Here is a 19,986-nt window from a genome sequence, read left to right as displayed (position 1 = left end):
GTACCTGACACGCTAACGAACCCTACACACCTTATAGTGGCAATTACCGAGGATTGGAAAATTTAACGAATCTCACACGTCTTATGTTGACGAACACCTGTTGAAATGAAGCCGAAATGAGCTACTACAGCCAAATAAGACTTTTACGATTCGTTAGATTTTGAAATTGCCGCAAATGAGTCCAATAAGAGGTGTACGGTTCGTTAGAATTTAGGTGCGTGCTATCCAGAACTAATTACTACGCATAAATCCTGAGCGCGACCAAATGTCCAGTGTAACTAATATGTTCAAACAACACCAAGGAGGGATCGTTATGGCTGACTTATCCATTAATCTGGCAGGTATTCGATCACCCAATCCATTCTGGCTGGCTTCTGCACCACCGACCAATACGGGATATCAGGTCCAGCGTGCGTTCGAGGCGGGCTGGGGTGGTGCGGTGTGGAAGACACTGGGTGAGCCAATTATCAATACATCCTCGCGTTTCGCGGCGGTCCATTTTGGTGGGCAACGGGTGGCGGGGTTTAATAATATTGAATTGATATCCGATCGTCCGCTGGAAGTGAATCTGCGGGAGATCGCCGAGACCAAGAAACACTTCCCGGACCGTGCGGTTATAGCTTCACTGATGGTGGAACCTACGCGGGAGAAGTGGCATGAGATTGTCAAAAAGGTGGAGGCTGTCGGCGTCGATGGCCTGGAGCTGAACTTTGGTTGCCCGCATGGCATGGCCGAACGTGGTATGGGAGCCGCCTCTGGTCAGCAACCTGACCTGGTCGAACTCCAGACGATGTGGGTGAAGGAAGTGGCGACCACACCGGTGATCGTGAAACTCACGCCGAATATCACGGATATTACGGCGACTGCCCGGGCAGCTGTACGAGGTGGCGCGGATGCGATCTCCCTTATCAATACAATTAACTCCCTGGCAGGTGTGGATCTGGATTCGTGGAATACCGTGCCCCATGTGGGCGGCAAAGGAGCGCATGGTGGATACTGTGGCCCAGCTGTGAAGCCAATTGCACTGAACATGGTTGCGGAGTGTGCACGTAATCCGGAGGTGGGTGTGCCGATCTCTGGCATAGGCGGCATATCTGATTGGCGGGATACCGCAGAGTTTCTGCTCATGGGCGCTACAGGGGTTCAGGTATGTACCGCAGCGATGCATCATGGATTCCGCATTGTGGAAGACATGATTGATGGGCTGAACGATTATCTGGATGAAAAGGGTCTGAGCAGTGTAGCAGACCTGGTAGGTCAGACGGTTCCACGTTACTCGGATTGGGGCAATCTCGATCTGAACTACAAAGTGGTCGCCCGCATCAACCGCGATGTCTGCATCAATTGCAACAAATGCCATATTGCTTGTGAGGACACCTCGCATCAGTGTATTGATATGTTGACCGACCCGTCCGGCTCCTATCTGGAAGTGGTGGAAGAGGACTGTGTTGGCTGTAATCTGTGTTCGATTGTTTGCCCGGTGGATGGGGCGATTGAGATGGTTGAGCTTGTGCCTGAGCAGGAACCTGTAACCTGGAATGAACGGCAGTCTGCGATTGCGATGTTGCAATCGGTTAGAGATCAATCAACCAAGGAGGCGATATCATGAGTACCCGCAAATTGATTCGTAACGGTGTGTTGGTCACAGCGTCAGATACCTTTGAAGCAGATATGCTGATCGAAAAGGGTAAAATCACACAGATTGGCATCGGGCTGGTGCCAGATGAACGAACGGAAGTTGTGGATGCAGCGGGCTGTTACGTCATTCCGGGCGGGATCGATCCGCATACGCATCTGGATATGCCCTTCGGTGGAACGGTAACGGCGGATGATTTTGCGACGGGAACGACAGCGGCAGCTTTTGGCGGTACAACGACGATCATTGATTTTTGTCTGACACAAAAAGGCCGTCCATTAATCGAATCTCTCCAGGAGTGGCATGCCAAAGCCGGGGGTAAAGCTGCCATCGACTACGGTTTCCATCTCATGATTGGCGAGATGAATGATCAGGTGCTAGAAGAGCTGCCGCAGATCATTGAAGAAGAGGGTGTGTCATCCTTCAAGGTGTTCATGGCGTATAAAAACCAGTTTCAGGCGGATGACGGGATTCTCTTCCAGACGTTGCAAAAGGCAAAAGAGTACGGCGCACTCGTCATGGTTCATGCCGAGAACGGGGATGTCATTGACCTGCTGGTTCGACAGGCGCTCGCCGAAGGGCGCACGGAGCCGATTCATCATGCGCTGACTCGTCCATCCATGCTGGAGGGAGAAGCAACAGGGCGTGCGGCGCGTCTGGCTGCACTTGCGGATTCACAGCTGTATGTGGTGCACGTGACCTGTGCGGAAGCAGTGGAGCAAATTGCGCGTATGCGTGAAATGGGCTACCGGATCTGGGGGGAGACCTGTCCTCAGTATTTGGCACTGGATCAATCGATCATGGATCAGCCGGACTTTGAGGGTGCAAAGTATGTTTGGTCACCTCCGCTGCGGGAAGTAGCGCATCAGGAAGTGTTGTGGAATGCATTGAAAAGTGGTCAACTGCAAACGATTGGCTCCGATCATTGCTCGTTTAATTTCAAGGGGCAGAAGGACTTGGGCAAAGATGATTTTAGCAAAATTCCTAACGGGGGGCCTGTCATCGAAGATCGTCTCAGCATTCTGTATTCCGAAGGTGTAGTCAAAGGAAGGATCACACTGAATCAGTGGGTTGATCTATGTTCGACAAGAGCGAGCAAGTTATTTGGACTATTTCCGCAGAAAGGGACTCTCGCTGTCGGGACAGACGCGGATATCGTTATTTTTGACCCCTCTGTAAACAGGGTGATATCGGCAGATACGCATCATATGAACGTGGATTACAGTGCCTTTGAAGGTATGCAGGTACAGGGATGTCCGGTGACGGTGTTGTGCCGCGGGGAGTATGTCATTCGAGATCGGCAGTATACCGGAACAGCAGGGGCAGGCCAATATGTGAAGCGCAACAAGTATGATGCAGGCGCGCCCATACCGATGAAACATCCTGTGACGGCAGTGAATGGAGGGAGAAGCTGATGTCGGATCATGATGTGTTTGAGGCCGAGAGGATCGCCATAGAGCGAATGGTTGCACAGGGTTATCGGATCTATGCGGTACGGGAACATCTGGAGGGTGCTCACGTCATATGGGGGCACCCGGATCTTCCCGAAGAGAAACAAGAGCAATACGTAGGCACGGCGTCTGGACGGAAGTGGTTCAGTCACATCCTGATTCGCCAGCTTCAGGAGCAACGGGGAGCGTAGATCATACTGAAGCTCTTCATGCGATCGGGCCGTGTACGTACTCATAAGCGTAGATGGCAAGTTCGATCGCGACCCTTTTCTCGGGGAGGATATAGTCTTCTCCCAAAAGGGCTTCGATTTTGTCCAAACGGTGATACAGTGTCTGTCTGACGATATATAGAGCGGTGGCCGTCTCTTGCTTGGAGCAGCACAGGACCAAATATTGCTTGAGGGTCCGCAGCAGCTGACCTCCTTTCTCCACATCGTAACGAATGAGCGGCCCCAAATATTCTTCGATGAAATCATCCAGATTGCCACTCTGCTTCATACTAGCGATGATGCGGTAACAATGAAGATTACTGTAAAAGGGCTGCTGCATCACACCGATGTCCTTCTGAATTCGCAGTGTCTCCTTCGCGGATTCCAGACTATCCTTGAGACGGGAGAGGTCTGTGCAGTTATGACTGATACCGATCAAGCCTGAGAAGAGGCAGTGGGTCTGTTCCTGCTCGTGCTGCTGTAGCTGTTTGATGCAGCGCCAGAGACTGCTTTTGCGCTGAGATCCAGGTAGTGGGTCGAGAATGATAAGAATGATCTGGTGGTTCAGAACGGTGCTGTAGAGGGTGAAGTTCTCCCGAGCAAATACCGACCGGGCGACGATGTTACGTTGGATCAACAACTTCTGAAGTCTGATGCTATCTGTGTATGCTGGATTGCTGTCGAATAAAATAATAGTGGCTTTGCTCGTTGCGAGAAGGGGATTAACGGTAGATATATATTCATGGACTTCCTTCGTGGAGTGGTATCCGTTAAGCCAATCAATGACCCACATATCTTCTTTGTAGCGGCGTTTCTCTTCCATGTATTTGGTTCGCATCCAGTCCTGAGCAATCGCGGCCGCGCATCGTTCCAGTGCCTGAATGACGAATTCATCCGAAGGTTTGATCGGTATGCTTGAATCTTGATCCGTCAGCTTTTGATGCATCAGCACAAGGTCGGCAAAGGTGTAGTCCAACGCCTGAACAGGCATGCTGATCACATCCAATGTGTTATCTGACAGCTGCATTAAATTCGGAATATCCTCCTCCGCCAAATGTTCCCGCTGCAAAAACCAATCCTGCCGACGAGTCTCCAGCTGCTCTGGAGGGCAGTAGGGAACGGCACTTGCTTCCCCTTCAAGTGGATATAACGCCACGGCAAATCCGGTTGTTCGTGACAATAATCGAAGAAGGGGTTGTACCCCGTCTCCATTCAGAAGAAGTTGGTTAAAGGAGGTGGTGAGACTATCGAGTTCAGCGATCATCCGCTGATGACTGCGAATCAAGGTGAAATGCAAGTCTTGCGTAATATCGATATAACGGACTTGTTCGTGAAACCAGATCAACGGAAAATCAGCTGCTACTGCAATTTCTTTCATAGCCCCGAGCTGTAACTTGGTGTGATCCCCCAGTTCCATACAGAGTCCGGCAGCCCCACGTGCAATTAACTGACGCAAAAAAGACAGGCCTTGCTGCTCACCCTCCTGCCAGCCAATGCCTGTTGTCAGCACCAATTCCCCGCCATTGAGCAAGTCCCCCACCTCGGGAACCTCCATGATATGAACCCAGCGAACATACCGCTCCAGCGCACGATCACTGGCCAGGACTTCTGCCTTGCGAAACACAGGACGTTTTAACATGTCTCTGACTTGAATATGAAGCGTTGTCTCCCCCACACAACCACCATCCTTCCCCAATCACATGTGATCTATCTGGAGTCTGGAATCCGTCAACTTACATAATTAATCCATATTATAAGTCTATTTACAGCCAATGGGCTGAAATCTAACGTTCATTTGTTTCAAATGACAAATGGGACTGTTCTTTTTGTGATTTTGATTAAAATAAAGAATTTATATGTCAGTCTATGTCTCGTGTGAATTTTCATCAGCATTTTGCATAATTCGATTCCAATCGTTCACGGGTACAAAATATAGACGAATAGAATCATTTCGATCTATATCTTGCTGATTGGAAGACGCTCATGGGATTTATGCAAAATGCTTAAATAAAAAAAGCCCCTTAACATCACATCGGAATTCAATCATTCCAATATGCGCTAAGGGGCGAGAAGCTAATATTATAGTCTGTATTTAAGTTGTACTCGAACCGTTACATGAGTACAATCAACGACTTCTTAATCTTCGATTCTTTTCTTTTTAAATTTCATCAGGAACTCATACACAATCGGTACGATAACCAGCGTGAGCAGCGTGGAGCTGATCAGACCGCCGATTACAGTGATTCCGAGTCCTTTGGAGATGATACCCGCACTCTCTTCGAGACCCGTTACCAGCGGCAACAGGGCACCAATGGTCGCGAGAGCGGTCATCAGGATTGGACGCAGACGAGTTGCACCGGCTTCCAGCAAGGCTTCACGGGTAGGCATACCCTCTTTTTCCTTGTGAATAACACGGTCGATCAACACGATAGCGTTGGTGACCACGATACCGATGAGCATCAGTCCACCCATCATGGCGGAGACGTCGAGCGTACCACCAGCGATGAACAGACCTACCATAATACCAATGACCGTAAATGGCAGGGAGAACAGGATTGCGAATGGTGCCAATCCGCCGCCGAATGTAACAACGAGCACGAAGTATACAATGGCGATGGCCGCCAGCATGGCGAGACCCAGTTGAGTAAAGGTATCATTAATCTGTTCGGTTGTACCGCCGAACTTCACTTCAACGCCATCAGGCAGATCCAGCTTGTCGATCTCAGCCTGTAGGTTACTCGAAGCTTTCGTTACATCCGAAGCCAGGATGTTGGCTGTAACTTGTACAACAACTTTACCATCAATTTGCATAATGGAGTTCGGGGACGTACCTTCTTCCACTTTGGCAACATCTTTGATTGGTACTTCAATGCCAAGCGGTGAAGTGACGGTTTCATCCTCAATCTCTTTAATGCTGCTGAATGATTTGTTGTCTGTCTCTACATATACTTTGTACGTTTTGTTATCAATATCGACTTCCGTAAGCACAGGACGTTCCCGTGCCGGGCTCAGCGTCATCGCCAGTTGGCCTGCAGTCAGGCCCAGGGAACTTAATTTCTCCTGATCCGCCACGAGCGTATACTGCCCGTAGGTGTCAGCAAGTGTTGTATCTGCTTTTTCAAAATTATCCTTATCCGCTTCAACCAGTTTCAGAATTTCATCCGATACAGGTTTGAGTTGCTCTACATTATCGCCATAGATGGAGAGACTCAGGCCGCTACCACCCAGACCGCCGGACATGTCGAGCTCATTCCAGGTACCTACGGTAACTTCTTTCTTCAGACCTTCTACAAGCTGTTCCTTCACTTTGGTAAAGTCTTTCGTGTCTTCGTTATATTCAATATAGAATAGAGCCGAGTTGGAACCACCGCCACCCATGCTGCTCAGTGGATTACTTCCGCCGATGGAATATTGCATTTTCTCCAGACCCGGTTGTTCCAGCAACCACTTCTCGGCAACAAGTGCTTCTTTTTCTACATCTTCACGCAAAGCTCCTGTTTGTGGGCTGTACGTAATGGTCACATATTTATCTTGTTGTTCAGGCAAGAAGCTTGCACCGATGAACGGGTACAGGAACAAACTGCCGACCAGCAGGATCACTGCAATACTGACCGTGATGAGTTTGTGTGACAGAGTCCAGTTCAGCAGGCGTTTGTAACCTTCCGCCATTTTGCCTGGTTTTTCTTCGTGATTCTGTTTGTTCTTCAACCCTCCACGGAACAGGGTGTGCGCAAGCATCGGCACAATGGTAATGGCAACGATCAGGGATGCCAGCAAAGCGAATACCATGGTCAGTGCAAATGGCGTGAATAACTCACCGACCATACCGCTTACCAATGCCAGTGGCAGGAATACAGCAATCGTTACGATGGTGGAAGAAAGAATTGGAATGAACATCTCGCGCGTTGCTTCACGAACCAGTTCACGGCCTTTCAGTTTCTCACCTTTGAGTGTTAATCTGCGGTAGATGTTCTCGATAACAACGATGGAGTCATCGACAACCCGTCCGATGGCAACTGTCATCGCACCCAGCGTCATCATGTTCAGAGTAATATCCATCATATTGAGCGCAGTCAATGCCATGAGCAAGGAGAGCGGGATCGAGATAATGGAGATAATGGTTGAACGAATATTACGCAGGAAGAGCAGGATGATCAGGATGGCAAACAAAGCGCCAAAAATGGCTTTGCCCAACATCGTGTTCACCGAGTCCTGAATCGGTTTACCTTGGTCGAGCAGGACAGTCAAATCAGCATTTTTGAACTGCGATTGCAACTCTTCCGCTTTATCTTTGACTGCGTTAACGACATCAACCGTGTTGGCATCGTTGGATTTTACAATGGAAATACCAATCGATTCCTTGCCGTCTGTCCGGGAAATGGATTCCGCTTGACCGATGACTTCGATCTTGGCAATTTCACTTAATTTCACTGTCGGGATACCAGCTGCGTTGGCAGCACCTGAAGGGCTACCTACACCGGCATTACCACCAGCGGCTTGGTCCGTTCCTTGTGAAGCACCTGGAGCGGTACCTTGACCAGCTTCACCAGTTGGTGCTCCAGAGCCTTGTGGGGCTACGTTTGAACCATTGCCTGCGGAAGCACCGGCACCGCCGGGTACAACTGGAATGGTAAGGTTTTTCAGATCATCGATGTCGATGATGTTACCATCTACAACAACGGCTTTCTGGGATTTATCCAGTTCAAACAGTCCAAGGGGCACACGAATGGATGAACCTTGAACGATGCCGTTTACCGTATCTTCCGTTAGGCCCAGCTCGGCCATTTTGGCTTGGTTAAACTTCAATTGAACTTCTTTCACATATTGACCGGACACCTGAACTTGAGCTACACCGTCAATGTCTTCGAGTGCAGGCTGAATATCCGATTCAACCAGTCGTGTCAATTGTTCCAGGTCACCGCCGTCCTTGTCGGACAGGCTCAGAGATACAACCGGGAAAGAGTTAATGCTGAACTTGGAAATGGTCGGCTTCTGCACACTGTCAGGCAGTTGAACTTCATTCAGTGCCTCACGAACGGTTGCAGTTGCGTTGGTCAGATCTGTTCCATAATCAAATTCGAGTGTGATCGATGCTGCGTTCTCCATGGAAGTGGAGGTCACCGTCTTCACGCCATCTACATTGCGTAGTTTTACTTCCAGCGGCTTCGTGACATCCTCAACAATTCCCTCCGGTGCAGCCCCCGGATCAATGGCAGTGACATTCAGAAACGGTACGTTGATGTTCGGAATTGTCTCTTGTTTCATCGTCAATCCGCTGTACAAACCTGCGAAAGAGATGATAATCGTCAGAATCCAAATCGCAAACTTGTTGTTCAGTGAAAAATTAATAATACCTTTCATACGATGGTTTCTTCTCCTCTCTGTTTCTCCTGTTTATGTGTGTGACGAGTCAGCTTGGATGAACCGGCTATACATGGCATCCAGAATATGCTGAAGCTCGGAGTGCAAAGATTGAATGGCAGTTACGTTCTCCAGATTGTGCATCATGCCCAGAATAATGGCACGCCGCGGTGTGAATTCCATCATCTCCTGCCGTAGAATGGCAATGGTCTCAAGTACATCATTCTTTGGTTGCCCAGCAGGCAATTCGGAGGCAGCAATATCCTGCATTTGCTTGATAATATGAATAGGATGCCGCATCACCGTGGAATCCGGATGGGGTTCGGTAATCCATGCAGGCCAGTCCTCCAAAGGAATCAAAGGCAAAGGTCGCTGCTTAAGGAATCCGTGCGCTGCATAATCCATCATTTGCAGTAAATTTGTTGCCATTTTGGTAACAGTAAGGGACGGCATCTCTGTAAACCAGATCTTGACGTAGGAAAGGAATAGCCCCTGTGTCAGCAAAATAAGGTCAATCGTATAAGGTTCAATCTCCGATCCGTACTGCTCCTCCAGCTTATCCTTAAACCAATGTAAGGTACGGACTTCCAGATCTCTTTGCAGCGGATGGCATTGTTCCTTGCGTTGCTGTTCATCATCCATCATCATGCTGCGCATCTGTACTCGCAAAAATTCCTTGAGCTCGGCAACATGGATCAACAGTGTCTCAATTTGCTTGTGCAGACGTTCACGCGAGGTAAGGCTGGTTTCATGCTCAATCTGTGTCATCTCGTCCATGAGCGTGTACATGCAGTACTCCAGAGTACTGGCTTCTAATTCCTCTTTGGATTTGAACATGATGTAGAGGCTGCCTTTGGACATCCCGCATAATTCTGCAATCTCTTGCATGGATGTTGCAGCACTGCCTTTGGATGAGAATAACTTGAGTGCTGTAGTAATGATGAGCTTTTTCTTCTCATTCATCTCATGTATAGGGTTCATTAGAGATACATTCACCTCATCAGGGAACTTGTGAGTTCTTGAATTGACTTTAAGGTCAAAATAAGTATAAACGATCTGGTTAAAGGAATTCAAATGGGAGTAAATTGGAAAATGTATATGGGGAAAAGTGGCTGATCAAAGGGAAGGAGAGACGGCAAGTAACAAGGCGTAGCTTGTATGTACGATATGGATAAGGTATCAAGAACGTTTAAGTTAGTTTCCTCCAGTGAAGGCGTACAAGGCGAGTATAATAATGGCGACTAGAGCGATGAGATAGAAAATGGCCATGCCGATCAGAAGGGTATACCCTGTATAAGAGCCCATGCGTGCCAATAACTTTTTCATGATTTACGACATCCTTTCTTACGTGGCAAAGTATAAAGAGGTTCCCTATTTATATCATTCCCCAAAAAAGACGACTTTCTGATCGAAGTCGTCTTTTTTATATTACAGAATTTAATAGATATCATAATGGAAGCTAAGAATTACACGATAACGGAGATTGCAGAACTGACTTGAAGAAACGAAGTGTTCGCCTTAAAGCTTTCTGTAAGAAAGCTTCTTCGGAAGCGTATGCTATCACCGGAGATATAAAGTGTAACTTCATTTCGTTCCATTATGTGATCAGTTTCAAACCAACGGCTGCCACCAAAATCATCGCGATAAACAGGATACGCTTCGCTTCTTTCCGTTCACCGAACAGGAACATGCCTGTTAACGTACTGCCGACCGTCCCGATTCCCGTCCACACGGCATATGCTGTGCCCATCGGAATGGACGTCATGGCGTAGGACAACAACGAGAAGCTGAACACAAACGACACCAGCATAAGTACGATGTATGGCCATCCTTTTTTGGTGGAAGCACCATTAATACCGATTACGCCGAAAATTTCACATATCCCTGCACCTACAATTGCCATCCAAGCCATTATACTGCACCTCCTTTGGCTTCTTGCTGATCCGTTACCAGCTTCAGTCCAATTACGCCGCAGAGCAGCAACCCGATGAGCAATACTTTGGCCAAGCGGAACGGCTCACCAAACAATACCATTTCCGTAAGGACGGTACCCGCCGTACCAATTCCCGTAAAGACGGCATACACCGTACCCACAGGTAGCCTTTTGGAAGCGGCAATGATCAGTCCAAAGCTGATCACGATGGCAATCCCCGTTAAAGTCCACTCCCAGGCATTCGAGGCATGTTTCAGCCCGCTTACCCAGACAATCTCAATAATTCCGCCGATAAATACATATAACCAGTTGCGATTCATGTTGTTAAATCTCCTTCCGGCACAACGCTGTGCGCCTCGTCGTTCAAATGATGAATGCCATGCCAAAATACAGGCCAGGCTGCTTCCAACCGTCTCTTGTACCGACGGGAACTTCCATAGATAATTTCCACGGTAATACCGTCCAGAAACGTCATGAATGCAATGGCAGCCTGTTCCGCGGGAATGGCCGGAATATCTCCATTACGCATTGCCCTTTGCAGCAAACGAGTCAGTGCACGTTCCATACCATCGATAAACGGATACACTTGATCCATCACTTCGCCATACAGAGAAAGGGGGGGGTAAAAACAATTACGCAACATCAAACGAGCCGAAGCATGGGCATTGTATTCTTGTTCGAACCAGATCAACAAGCCTTTCAGCCTCTGCTCCAATGGCAGATCCGCATGATCACGGAAATATTCCAGTGTGTGCCGTGTTACCTCGTGAAATGCAAAGTCCAGTGTGTGTAAAAACAAGTCATCCTTGCAGCTAAAATGCGCATATATGGACGGTTTTTTAATCCCGACTTCATCAGCAATTGCTCTCAGAGAAGCTCCCTCATAGCCATCTCTGGCAAAATGGAACAGGGCTGCATCCCGAATGGATTGTGCAGTCATTCAATCACCTTCCTAACGGTCGTTAGGTAATTATATTTCCACACTTTACATCACCTGTCAAGATGAAAATATCCGCCTGCACAGTAGAGTACAGGCGGATATAACAGGTATGGATGTGGTTTCTGATCAAAAGGTCGTAAGACCCAGAATCAGTTGCAGCTTATATAGGATACCTTTCAAAAACGTAGTCTTCTCCTGGAACTCATCCAGGTCTAACGTGAACTCGGCATCATTATTATTCCATATGCGCTCAAAATAATTCGCGATATCGAGTGTGAACTTATTGTCTGGAGGTGCAGCAACCCATAGATCATTCTCCAGATTGTAGTCATTCATGTTTCGGGGGGTGAAATTGGTTGAACCCCCTAGGACAATATGATCTCCGGTTGCTTTGGCAAGATAGATCATCTTGGTATGGTATTGCTCCTTGGTGGTGTTATACCAGCGGATCTGTATTTTACCGTCCGATTTATCATGCAATTCAGCGGCGACAGGACGGTTCGGAATCCCGATCTTTTCCTGACCAAAAGCATTTTCATTTGGATCTAGTACAAGCCGGATCTCGGTTCCTCGTTTTGCGGCTTCCAGCAGGGCTTCCAATACTTTCGGAGAGGCCACATAGAACATGCCCATCCATAAGGTGTCACCTTTGCCAGCTTGATTGATCTCATGGAGTACAGCGTCATTCACTTTGCCTTCAGTTAAATAGCGTATTCGCAAATCTCCCGTGTTTGAATTCGAGGAAGGAGCTGTGTAGGCAGGAACCTTGCCTCCGCCTGAGATGTCGAGAACAGCTTGCTCGGACTGAAGAATATCGCCAATGATTGGACCTGTTACTTCAAATGCAATATTCGAGTGGTAGGCACTCGCATCATGGATATTGCCAGAAGAGACAATCGCTGTCTTCTCACTAACAACAACTTTACGATGATTGGCCTTCACATTGAGCAGCTTGAGATAGGAACGCACAGTGACATCCGGACCATCCGTGGCCATCAGGTTTTTGATCCAGCCATCTCCAGATTGGCCAAACCATTGGAAGAAGGTCCGCCAGACCGCAGAGTATACTGGAGTTGAATCACGCAAAGGGTCCACATCCGTGATGACCACATGAATGCCTGCTTGTTTCATTTGTTCCAGCAACGGATTGGGTGCTGAGTTATAGTTGGTATTTACTTCATCTGTAATAAACCAGATGTCCATATCAGGATGTTGATTTTTTTTGGCGACCAGCGCTTCGGTAAATTCGGAACTGACAGGTGGGAAGTTCTGTCCCTTATGTTGATAATTATTGAACAAGAACATATCCACCAGGACAAACTGCTCTGCTTCCTCGACAATCTGCATCATGCGCTGGAATATCTGTTGTTCATGCTGCATCTGTCCGTCGGAGGAAGGATAAGTGAGGTCATGCAGGAACTCGACTTGATCCACACGATACTCCGGACTTTCGTAGGAAATGCCCGCTGGTAATGGTTTGTAGGTCTGATAGAGCATGACGGCGATGAGCCATAGGACTAATAGGACAAGTCCTGTTCGTATGTATGGAAATTTGCCGCGTGAAGACTTGCGGTCTGATGTATGGCGGCGTAATGAGACCAACGGTGGACTCCCCCTTCTGTACTTGCTGACTTCTATTACCACACGGATGATAACGTTGACGCAGGAGAACCCGCTAGCATAACGAATGTAGCATAAAACGCATATGGCAAAATTGGCAGTATGCAATCGACAGGTGTCTGAGCGTTGTGTATAATGAGTGTATTATTTTTGTAGAATGTTAGGGTTTTCATATGCCTGACAAGGACGGGGAACCAATGATATAACCTTTGAAATCTGGACATTTAGGAAAGAAAGTGGGTAATAAGGTGTATTCCATCAAACAAGTCGCTGCCATGCTCGGTATCCCGACGGTGACGCTCCGGGCTTGGGAGAATCGGTATAGTGCGGTCACCCCTGAACGGACGGAATCGGGTTATCGAATGTATACCGAAGAGAATGTTGCGGATCTGCGCTGGTTGAAAGAACAGGTTGAGCTACATCAGACCAATATTTCGGAAGCGGTACGGATGTTGAAAGTAAACAAATTAAATCCGCCCGAGGCTGTGCCCACGCCGATCATGGCTCCGGTGCCTACGATGGAAGAAGCCTACGCACGCATGGCTGATCAGATCTATGACTCGCTCTACAACTTTCAGGGTGAACGTGCCAATGGTTTGATTGATTTTGGGTTCACCATGTATGGGTATGACTCGATGTTCTATCATGTGTTGGTGCCCATTCTGGTCCGGGTTGGAGATGCATGGGAGCAAGGCAGGGCTTCGGTGGCTCAGGAACACTTCATGACACAGCTGATATCACAGCGGTTTTATCAGTTTTTCCATCTGTTCCCGATCTATCCGCATCTGCCCAAAGTTCTGGCGTTGTGTCCGGAGGGGGAGCACCATCAGGTCGGATTGCTGCTGTTCTCTCTCTTTATGCGCAAAAATGGAGCGGAAGTACTGTATCTGGGTGCGAACACGCCAGAAGAAGGTATCTTCCCGATTATCCGGGAGCAGAAGATCAAGTTGGTCTGCCTGTCGATCACAAGTCCAGGGCTTCTTGAACGGTGTGATCAGCTCGTCGAGCGGATTATGAACGAATTCCCGCATATTCGCTTTGTACTTGGAGGTAAAGGCTATGAGCGTGCAGAGCATGCGCGTTATCCGCAATGGATTATGCCGGAGAGTTCTGCGGACTGGCAGTCGTGGATGGAGCGTGAATATCTCTCCGAGCGATCACCCGGTGCGCGGTTCGGACAGGCCAATAATTAAACATAATCTCAAATGATTTGAATAGGTTAGTGTATAAAGGACATCCTTTGACGAAAGTGATCAAAGGGTGTTTTTTGTGTTTATATATGGATTAGTAGAGTGTTTTGACCAACGGGTCATTTTTTGGTTTACAAGGTCGTATAATATTTGTATTATATTTGTATAATGTTTTTGCTAGTTACCGCTTGAAGTGTTCTTGGGCGGTTTAATAATAGGTTAGGGGCTAAAGAACTATAGGAATTCCCTACATAGAAAGGTGAGTGGCATGATACCGAATCAACAACGCAAACGTGCAGCTGTCATTGGTGCAGGTCCAGGTGGACTTGCAGCAGCGATGTTATTGTCCGGTCAGGGGTACGAGGTAGATGTGTATGAGAAACAGCCAGTCATCGGGGGGCGTTCTGCCAGATTGGAACTGGGTGAATATCGATTCGACCGGGGTGCTACATTTTTGATGATGCCACAGCTGATCGAAGAGATGTTCGATGTGGTGGGACGCAAATTATCCGATTATGTGGATATGAAAGAGCTAACTCCGCTGTACGCACTGAACTTTGGTGATAAGGTGTTCACGCCTTCTCGTAATCGGGAAGATACAGCTGCACAGATTAAGGAATTGTTTCCGGGCAATGAAGACAATTACCTTCGGTTCATGCAAGAAGAAGAAGTGAAGTTTGGCAAAGTCATGCCTCTGCTCCGTCGTCCTTTTGGCAAGCTGACTGACTATCTACGCAAGGATGCGGTAACAGCTCTACCTAAGCTTGATGTCCACAATACAGTCTATGGAATCTTGTCCCGCTATTTTACAGACGAGCGTCTGCGCTGGGCATTTACATTTCAATCCAAATACCTTGGCATGTCTGCCTGGGATTGTCCGGGTACCTTTACCATATTATCGTTTATTGAGCATCACTACGGATTGTTCCACCCCATTGGCGGCGTGAATCGGATCTTCCAAGCCATGGCCGATGTCGTGGAAGAATACGGAGGACGCATACATACTTCCACCCCGGTGAAACAGGTCATCGTTCGCAATGGTCGTGCAGAAGGTGTGTTGCTTGAGAACGGTGAACGCATCGAAGCAGACCATGTGGTGGTGAACGCCGACTTTGCACATGCGGTTAACCATCTGTTTGAACCAGGCGTGCTTAAGAAATATACCCCGGAGAAAATGAAACGCAAAAAGTATTCCTGCTCTACAGCAATGCTGTATCTGGGCGTGGATGGTGATGTGGATCTGCCGCATCACTCGATCTATTTTCCCGAGGACTACCGGTTAAACGTTGATGAGATTACAAAGCATAAAATGTTATCAGCCGATCCATCTCTATATATTCATAACCCTTCCAGACTTGATTCGACGCTGGCACCGGAAGGGAAATCCGCTTTGTATGTTCTTATGCCTACGCCTAACCTTACCGCAGACATTGATTGGGAGGCAGAACGGGAGAATGTGCAGGAGGCCATGATGAAACGCATGGAAGGCATTCCTGAGCTGGCAGACATACGCAGCCGTATTGAAGAATGTATGCTGTTCACTCCACTTGATTGGGAGACTGAACTGGATGTGTATCGCGGAGCAACGTTTAATATGGCACACAATCTGGGTCAGATGATGTATCTGCGTCCCCATAACCAGTTTGAAGAGTTGAAAAGTGTATGGCTGGTAGGCGGCGGAACACATCCGGGTAGCGGGTTGCCCACGATTTTCGAATCGGCACGGATCAGTGTCAGACTGATTCAGGAAGAGGACGCACGCACACGTTCCAAGCCATCCTCTTATGTGAAGACGGCAGAAGCCAGAGGGCATTCATGAAGCGGGCCGCTATTGTAGGCGCAGGGATTGGCGGACTCACTTCGGCACTGTTATTGAACCGTCAAGGCTGGGATGTCACCGTGTATGAACGGGGTTCCCGCGTTGGCGGACGCATTGGATATGAGCAGGAAGGCGAGTATCGGATCGATCAGGGGCCAACGATCGTACTGCTGCCGGAGATGTTACTTGGCATAATGGAGGAAGCAGGCGTAGATCGTTCGAAGATTGAGTTACTTCGCTGTGATCCGTTATACAGAGTGCATTACCACAGTGGTCGTGTCATGACCAAGATGACCTCACGTGAAGAACAGACGGCGGAGATTGAACGTTTGTTCCCGGGAGAGAGCCGGGGATTCTCACGATTCATGAAAGATATGGACACGTTGTTTCCGGCAGGCAGGGCAGCGTTTCTGGAAAGGGCTTTTCCGCGCAAAAGGGATTTCTTCACCCCTTCGCTCATGTCACTCATGGGCAGATTGCGTGCACACAAAAGTGTCCGGAAAGCGGTAGGCGATTATTTTGAGCATGAGGAATTGCTTGATGCGTACTCTCTGCAAAGTTTATACATCGGTGGATCACCGTTTGGAACGCCAGGTATCTATTCCCTTTTGCCTTACGCAGAGCATGAATATGGCATCTGGATGGTCAAAGGTGGATATGCAGCATTGCCGGCTATTCTGGAACAGGAACTGATATCACGTGGTGGGCGTGTCGTGCTGAATTCGGAAGTGACCGGACTCAAGATTAAAAATGGTGTGTGTGAAGGTATAGAAACGGCAGCAGGCGCAGAAAATGTGGATGCAGTTATCTACAATGGTGATTTCCCCCATCTATCAGGTTTGCTTGGACAATCACCAGAGGTAGCACGTAAAAGAAAACCGTATCGTCCCTCTTCCGGATGTGTATTGCTCTATGTGGGCGTGGACAAAACCTGGGAAGATGCAACGACGCACCAGTTCTTCCTGCCACCGAGTCTTGAAGGCAGTTTGCAGGAAGTGTTCAATCAGCGACGCATTCCGGCAAAGTCCTCATTTTACGTATTTAATCCGGTCGCATTGGATGAAACTGCAGCGCCTCAAGGACAGAGTGTATTATATTTCCTCATTCCCGTACCAGATGCCGAAGGTGTCGACTGGGATCAGGAGAGTGAAGCATTGGCAGAACGGGTACTGGAAGAAGCGGAGCAACGTGGATTCCCGGGACTTCGTGCAGCGATCAAGTGGAAAAAGGTACGTACACCCGCTGACGCAGAGCGAGACGGGCTCTATGGGGGCGGAAGCTTTGGTATAGCACCTGTATTATTCCAGTCCGGTGTATACCGACCGCAACCCAAACCATTCCCTAATATAAAGGGATTATATGCCGCAGGAGCATCTGTACATCCAGGTGGCGGAGTGCCGATTGTAATGCAGAGTGCACGGATGGCCGTCAATCAACTCATGAAGGAGATGGGAACATGAATGAAGCGATTTTGAGCAGGTGTGAAGAGTTGATGCAAAAGGGTTCTTCCTCTTTTTATCAGGCCTTTAGAGGGCTGCCAAGTCCACGTCGGGAAGCGGTATATGTCATTTATGCCTTCTGCCGCATGATTGATGACAGTGTAGACGAGCCGGAACATTCGCCATATACGATTCACGAGATCCATGATTTGTTTGATCGGCTAGACGATGCGGAAGGACACTTTATCTGGCCAGCACTGAGATGGTTGTTCAGCAGTTTCCCTCATCTGGATAAGGGGCCATTTTTCCGTCAGATGGAAGGGCAGCTCACAGATCTTAAAGTAACGCATTATACAACGATGCAGGAACTGGAGCATTATTGTTATCTGGTGGCCGGAACCGTAGGCGAGATGTTGTTGCCTGTATTGAGAGATGATAACGGCGCAGAAGTAGCGATGAACGGGATTGCTTTGGGTAAAGGGATGCAGATCGTTAATATTATTCGGGATGTTGGTGAAGATCGGGCCAGAGTGCGTCGATATGTTCCGCTGGAAATCATGGAGAAGCATGGTTACACCGAGCAGGACTTTGAAGACGGGGTTGTGGACGAACGTTTTATTGCCATTGTTCATGAATTAAAAGCTGCAGCATTGAACTGGTTCCGTATTGGCATGGATCGTCTGGATACGTACCCAACGGAAAGTGCATTTTCCATCGAGCTGGCAGCAGCCTTTTACTCCACCATTCTACACGCCGTTGAACGCAACGACTATGACGTATATACCAAGCGGGCATATGTTAGCGATGAATTGAAACTGGAGATGCTGGGTGCGATTGTGAAACGTTACCCGATGCTGGCCTATCAAGCCTCCCGAACGGCGGTATCCTGATGATCCAGTGGCTTTACTGGGCGTGGTATGTCATTGGAGCAACCTTGATGCTAACGATCGGTGTGCCTGACGTATTATCTTTTTCAAATGGTTTATTTCTAATCTTCTACGCATTGTATGTGCTGGATCTGATCTATCAAGGGCGTAATCGGACAGGCCTGTCCGACCAGTCAGTCATCTGGCTGAAACCCGGACTCTGGATATCCTCTGTGATTATCTGGCTTGGAGGTATGGGCGTAGAGTGGGTAGGCGTTCATACGCATTGGCCTTTTGGCGAGTATGCCTACTCAGACTTCTTCGGGATTCATCTGTTCAGTGTGCCAGTTACGCTGGGTTTCGCCTGGATCGCAGTGGTGGGTAACTCGGCGCTGTTAAGTGGCGGTGGTTCAACGTGGACTGGCAGACTGCTTCGAGCAGTGAAGACCGGGTTCTGGGCGATTGTTCTTGATCTGGTACTCGACCCTGTTGCGCATGCAAGAGGATTCTGGGAGTGGCAAGCCCCAGGTGGATTCTACGGTGTTCCGTGGTCCAATTACATAAGCTGGTTTATCATGGGTGCATTCTTGTCCCTTTTCCTTCCGGCCATGCCTAATGACCGTAGCTCATTGCTGCGTGCAAAATGGTTGTATCAGCTGTTTATTCTTCTGTTCGGCCTGCTTGCTCTAAAGGAAGGGATTACGGGCAGCTTTATCATCGCCATTGCTGGTGTGCTTCTTGCCGAAGGGAGCTGGCTCTATGATTCGCGCCGTAAAATCAAAACCGTTTAATCGTATTTTTGCCTTATACAATCACTATTATCTGCTACGTCGGCGCTTCCGCTCCTTCACGCTCACAGGGTCACTGGACCCGCAGGTGGACATCAGGGACAACTCCCCGATTGAAGCGACTCGTCCGGTGATCTATTTCATGAATCACAGCTCCTGGTGGGATGGTCTGCTGCTCTATCATGCGGCCAGGCAGACATCGCGGGGTGATCATTATGTGATGATGGAGGAGCAACAGCTTCAGCAATATGCTTTTTTTCGTAAATTGGGTGCGTATTCGATCAATAAGGAGAGTGCGTCCGGTATTCGGACCTCTCTACAGTACACCAGTGAATTATTGGATTCAGGTAAAAGGGTCTGGATTTTTCCCCAAGGAGAAATTCTGCATCAGGAGGCCAGACCGATTCAGTTCCGTCCAGGCATCGGATTGTTACTTCGTCGTTCTCCAAATGCCATTGCTGTACCGGTAACCTTGTGCCATGGGATGGTTCAGCATGATTTACCCGAAATATCGATGCAGGCGGGCCCGGCTGTGATGGAAGACTGGAAGGCGTTGAAGAGTGAAGAGATTGCCGCCAGACTCGGCCATGTGCTGGAACAGCAGTTAGACGATCATAGATCAGAGCTTATACGGATGGGGCAGGGAAGTTTGCCAGATGCGATTCCACTGATTCGTCATGTACGTTCGACAAGTGAAAAATACGATGCGGCACGAAAGCGGGTGAACCGTTAGC

General features: G+C 48.5%; 17 protein-coding genes. 9 read left to right on the top strand and 8 right to left on the bottom strand.

The window, feature by feature from the left end:
* Positions 1-313: 313 nt before the first annotated feature.
* The 3 genes from preA to AC1DE7_RS21605 are packed head-to-tail and all read left to right on the top strand — an operon-like array spanning position 314 to position 3,278.
* Positions 314-1,609: an NAD-dependent dihydropyrimidine dehydrogenase subunit PreA gene (preA, locus tag AC1DE7_RS21615; RefSeq protein ID WP_477535130.1), complete on the top strand. Its 1,296-nt coding sequence runs from the start codon at positions 314-316 to the stop codon at positions 1,607-1,609.
* Entirely contained in the window at positions 1,606-3,051 is a 1,446-nt protein-coding gene (gene hydA / locus AC1DE7_RS21610) for a dihydropyrimidinase (protein ID WP_477535129.1), read from the top strand. Before preA ends, hydA begins: the two co-directional genes overlap by 4 nt.
* Positions 3,051-3,278, top strand: coding sequence for a hypothetical protein (locus tag AC1DE7_RS21605; RefSeq protein WP_062836929.1), 228 nt, complete (start codon positions 3,051-3,053; stop codon positions 3,276-3,278). The genes hydA and AC1DE7_RS21605 overlap by 1 nt, the downstream gene beginning before the upstream one ends.
* Positions 3,279-3,294: 16 nt before the next feature.
* Here AC1DE7_RS21605 and AC1DE7_RS21600 read toward each other — a convergent pair whose 3' ends face one another.
* From AC1DE7_RS21600 to AC1DE7_RS21565, 8 genes are all read right to left on the bottom strand, one after another.
* The gene (locus AC1DE7_RS21600) at positions 3,295-4,935 is read right to left on the bottom strand and encodes a PucR family transcriptional regulator (RefSeq protein WP_477535128.1); all 1,641 of its coding nucleotides are present in this window, start codon (positions 4,933-4,935) and stop codon (positions 3,295-3,297) included.
* Between the two features lie 497 nt (positions 4,936-5,432).
* Entirely contained in the window at positions 5,433-8,657 is a 3,225-nt protein-coding gene (locus tag AC1DE7_RS21595; RefSeq protein ID WP_339284507.1) for an efflux RND transporter permease subunit, read from the bottom strand.
* A 33-nt stretch (positions 8,658-8,690) separates the two neighbouring features.
* On the bottom strand, positions 8,691-9,620 hold the full coding sequence (locus AC1DE7_RS21590; RefSeq protein WP_164783302.1) for a TetR/AcrR family transcriptional regulator: 930 nt from the start codon (positions 9,618-9,620) through the stop codon (positions 8,691-8,693).
* Between the two features lie 231 nt (positions 9,621-9,851).
* Positions 9,852-9,983, bottom strand: a complete 132-nt coding sequence (locus AC1DE7_RS21585) for a hypothetical protein (protein WP_280523080.1) — start codon at positions 9,981-9,983, stop codon at positions 9,852-9,854.
* A 271-nt stretch (positions 9,984-10,254) separates the two neighbouring features.
* Positions 10,255-10,569 carry a DMT family transporter gene (locus tag AC1DE7_RS21580; RefSeq protein ID WP_017691901.1) on the bottom strand — a complete coding sequence of 105 codons (315 nt, stop codon included), beginning with the start codon at positions 10,567-10,569 and terminating at the stop codon, positions 10,255-10,257.
* Positions 10,569-10,910, bottom strand: a complete 342-nt coding sequence (locus AC1DE7_RS21575; protein WP_017691902.1) for a DMT family transporter — start codon at positions 10,908-10,910, stop codon at positions 10,569-10,571. Before AC1DE7_RS21575 ends, AC1DE7_RS21580 begins: the two co-directional genes overlap by 1 nt.
* Complete coding sequence (locus AC1DE7_RS21570) at positions 10,907-11,530, bottom strand: TetR/AcrR family transcriptional regulator (RefSeq protein ID WP_047840721.1); 624 nt, start codon at positions 11,528-11,530, stop codon at positions 10,907-10,909. Before AC1DE7_RS21570 ends, AC1DE7_RS21575 begins: the two co-directional genes overlap by 4 nt.
* A gap of 126 nt (positions 11,531-11,656) precedes the next feature.
* Positions 11,657-13,132: a phospholipase D family protein gene (locus AC1DE7_RS21565; RefSeq protein WP_315370810.1), complete on the bottom strand. Its 1,476-nt coding sequence runs from the start codon at positions 13,130-13,132 to the stop codon at positions 11,657-11,659.
* 227 nt (positions 13,133-13,359) lie between these two features.
* Here AC1DE7_RS21565 and AC1DE7_RS21560 point away from each other — a divergent pair, with 227 nt between their 5' ends.
* The 6 genes from AC1DE7_RS21560 (at position 13,360) to AC1DE7_RS21535 (ending at position 19,985) form a co-directional block, all read left to right on the top strand.
* The gene (locus AC1DE7_RS21560; RefSeq protein WP_280530841.1) at positions 13,360-14,343 is read left to right on the top strand and encodes a MerR family transcriptional regulator; all 984 of its coding nucleotides are present in this window, start codon (positions 13,360-13,362) and stop codon (positions 14,341-14,343) included.
* A gap of 265 nt (positions 14,344-14,608) precedes the next feature.
* Complete coding sequence (locus AC1DE7_RS21555; RefSeq protein ID WP_036612615.1) at positions 14,609-16,159, top strand: phytoene desaturase family protein; 1,551 nt, start codon at positions 14,609-14,611, stop codon at positions 16,157-16,159.
* A complete protein-coding gene (locus AC1DE7_RS21550) occupies positions 16,156-17,619 on the top strand; it encodes a phytoene desaturase family protein (RefSeq protein WP_315370812.1) in 1,464 nt (487 codons plus the stop codon). Before AC1DE7_RS21555 ends, AC1DE7_RS21550 begins: the two co-directional genes overlap by 4 nt.
* Positions 17,616-18,488: a phytoene/squalene synthase family protein gene (locus AC1DE7_RS21545; RefSeq protein ID WP_127549019.1), complete on the top strand. Its 873-nt coding sequence runs from the start codon at positions 17,616-17,618 to the stop codon at positions 18,486-18,488. Before AC1DE7_RS21550 ends, AC1DE7_RS21545 begins: the two co-directional genes overlap by 4 nt.
* Positions 18,488-19,255 (top strand): carotenoid biosynthesis protein, encoded by a 768-nt coding sequence (locus AC1DE7_RS21540; RefSeq protein ID WP_127549021.1) that lies wholly within the window; start codon positions 18,488-18,490, stop codon positions 19,253-19,255. The genes AC1DE7_RS21545 and AC1DE7_RS21540 overlap by 1 nt, the downstream gene beginning before the upstream one ends.
* On the top strand, positions 19,224-19,985 hold the full coding sequence (locus AC1DE7_RS21535) for a lysophospholipid acyltransferase family protein (RefSeq protein WP_036612609.1): 762 nt from the start codon (positions 19,224-19,226) through the stop codon (positions 19,983-19,985). The genes AC1DE7_RS21540 and AC1DE7_RS21535 overlap by 32 nt, the downstream gene beginning before the upstream one ends.
* Position 19,986: the final 1 nt, after the last annotated feature.

This window comes from Paenibacillus sp. 10L310 (assembly GCF_056395745.1).
This window is presented reverse-complemented; position numbering and strand designations above follow the sequence as displayed.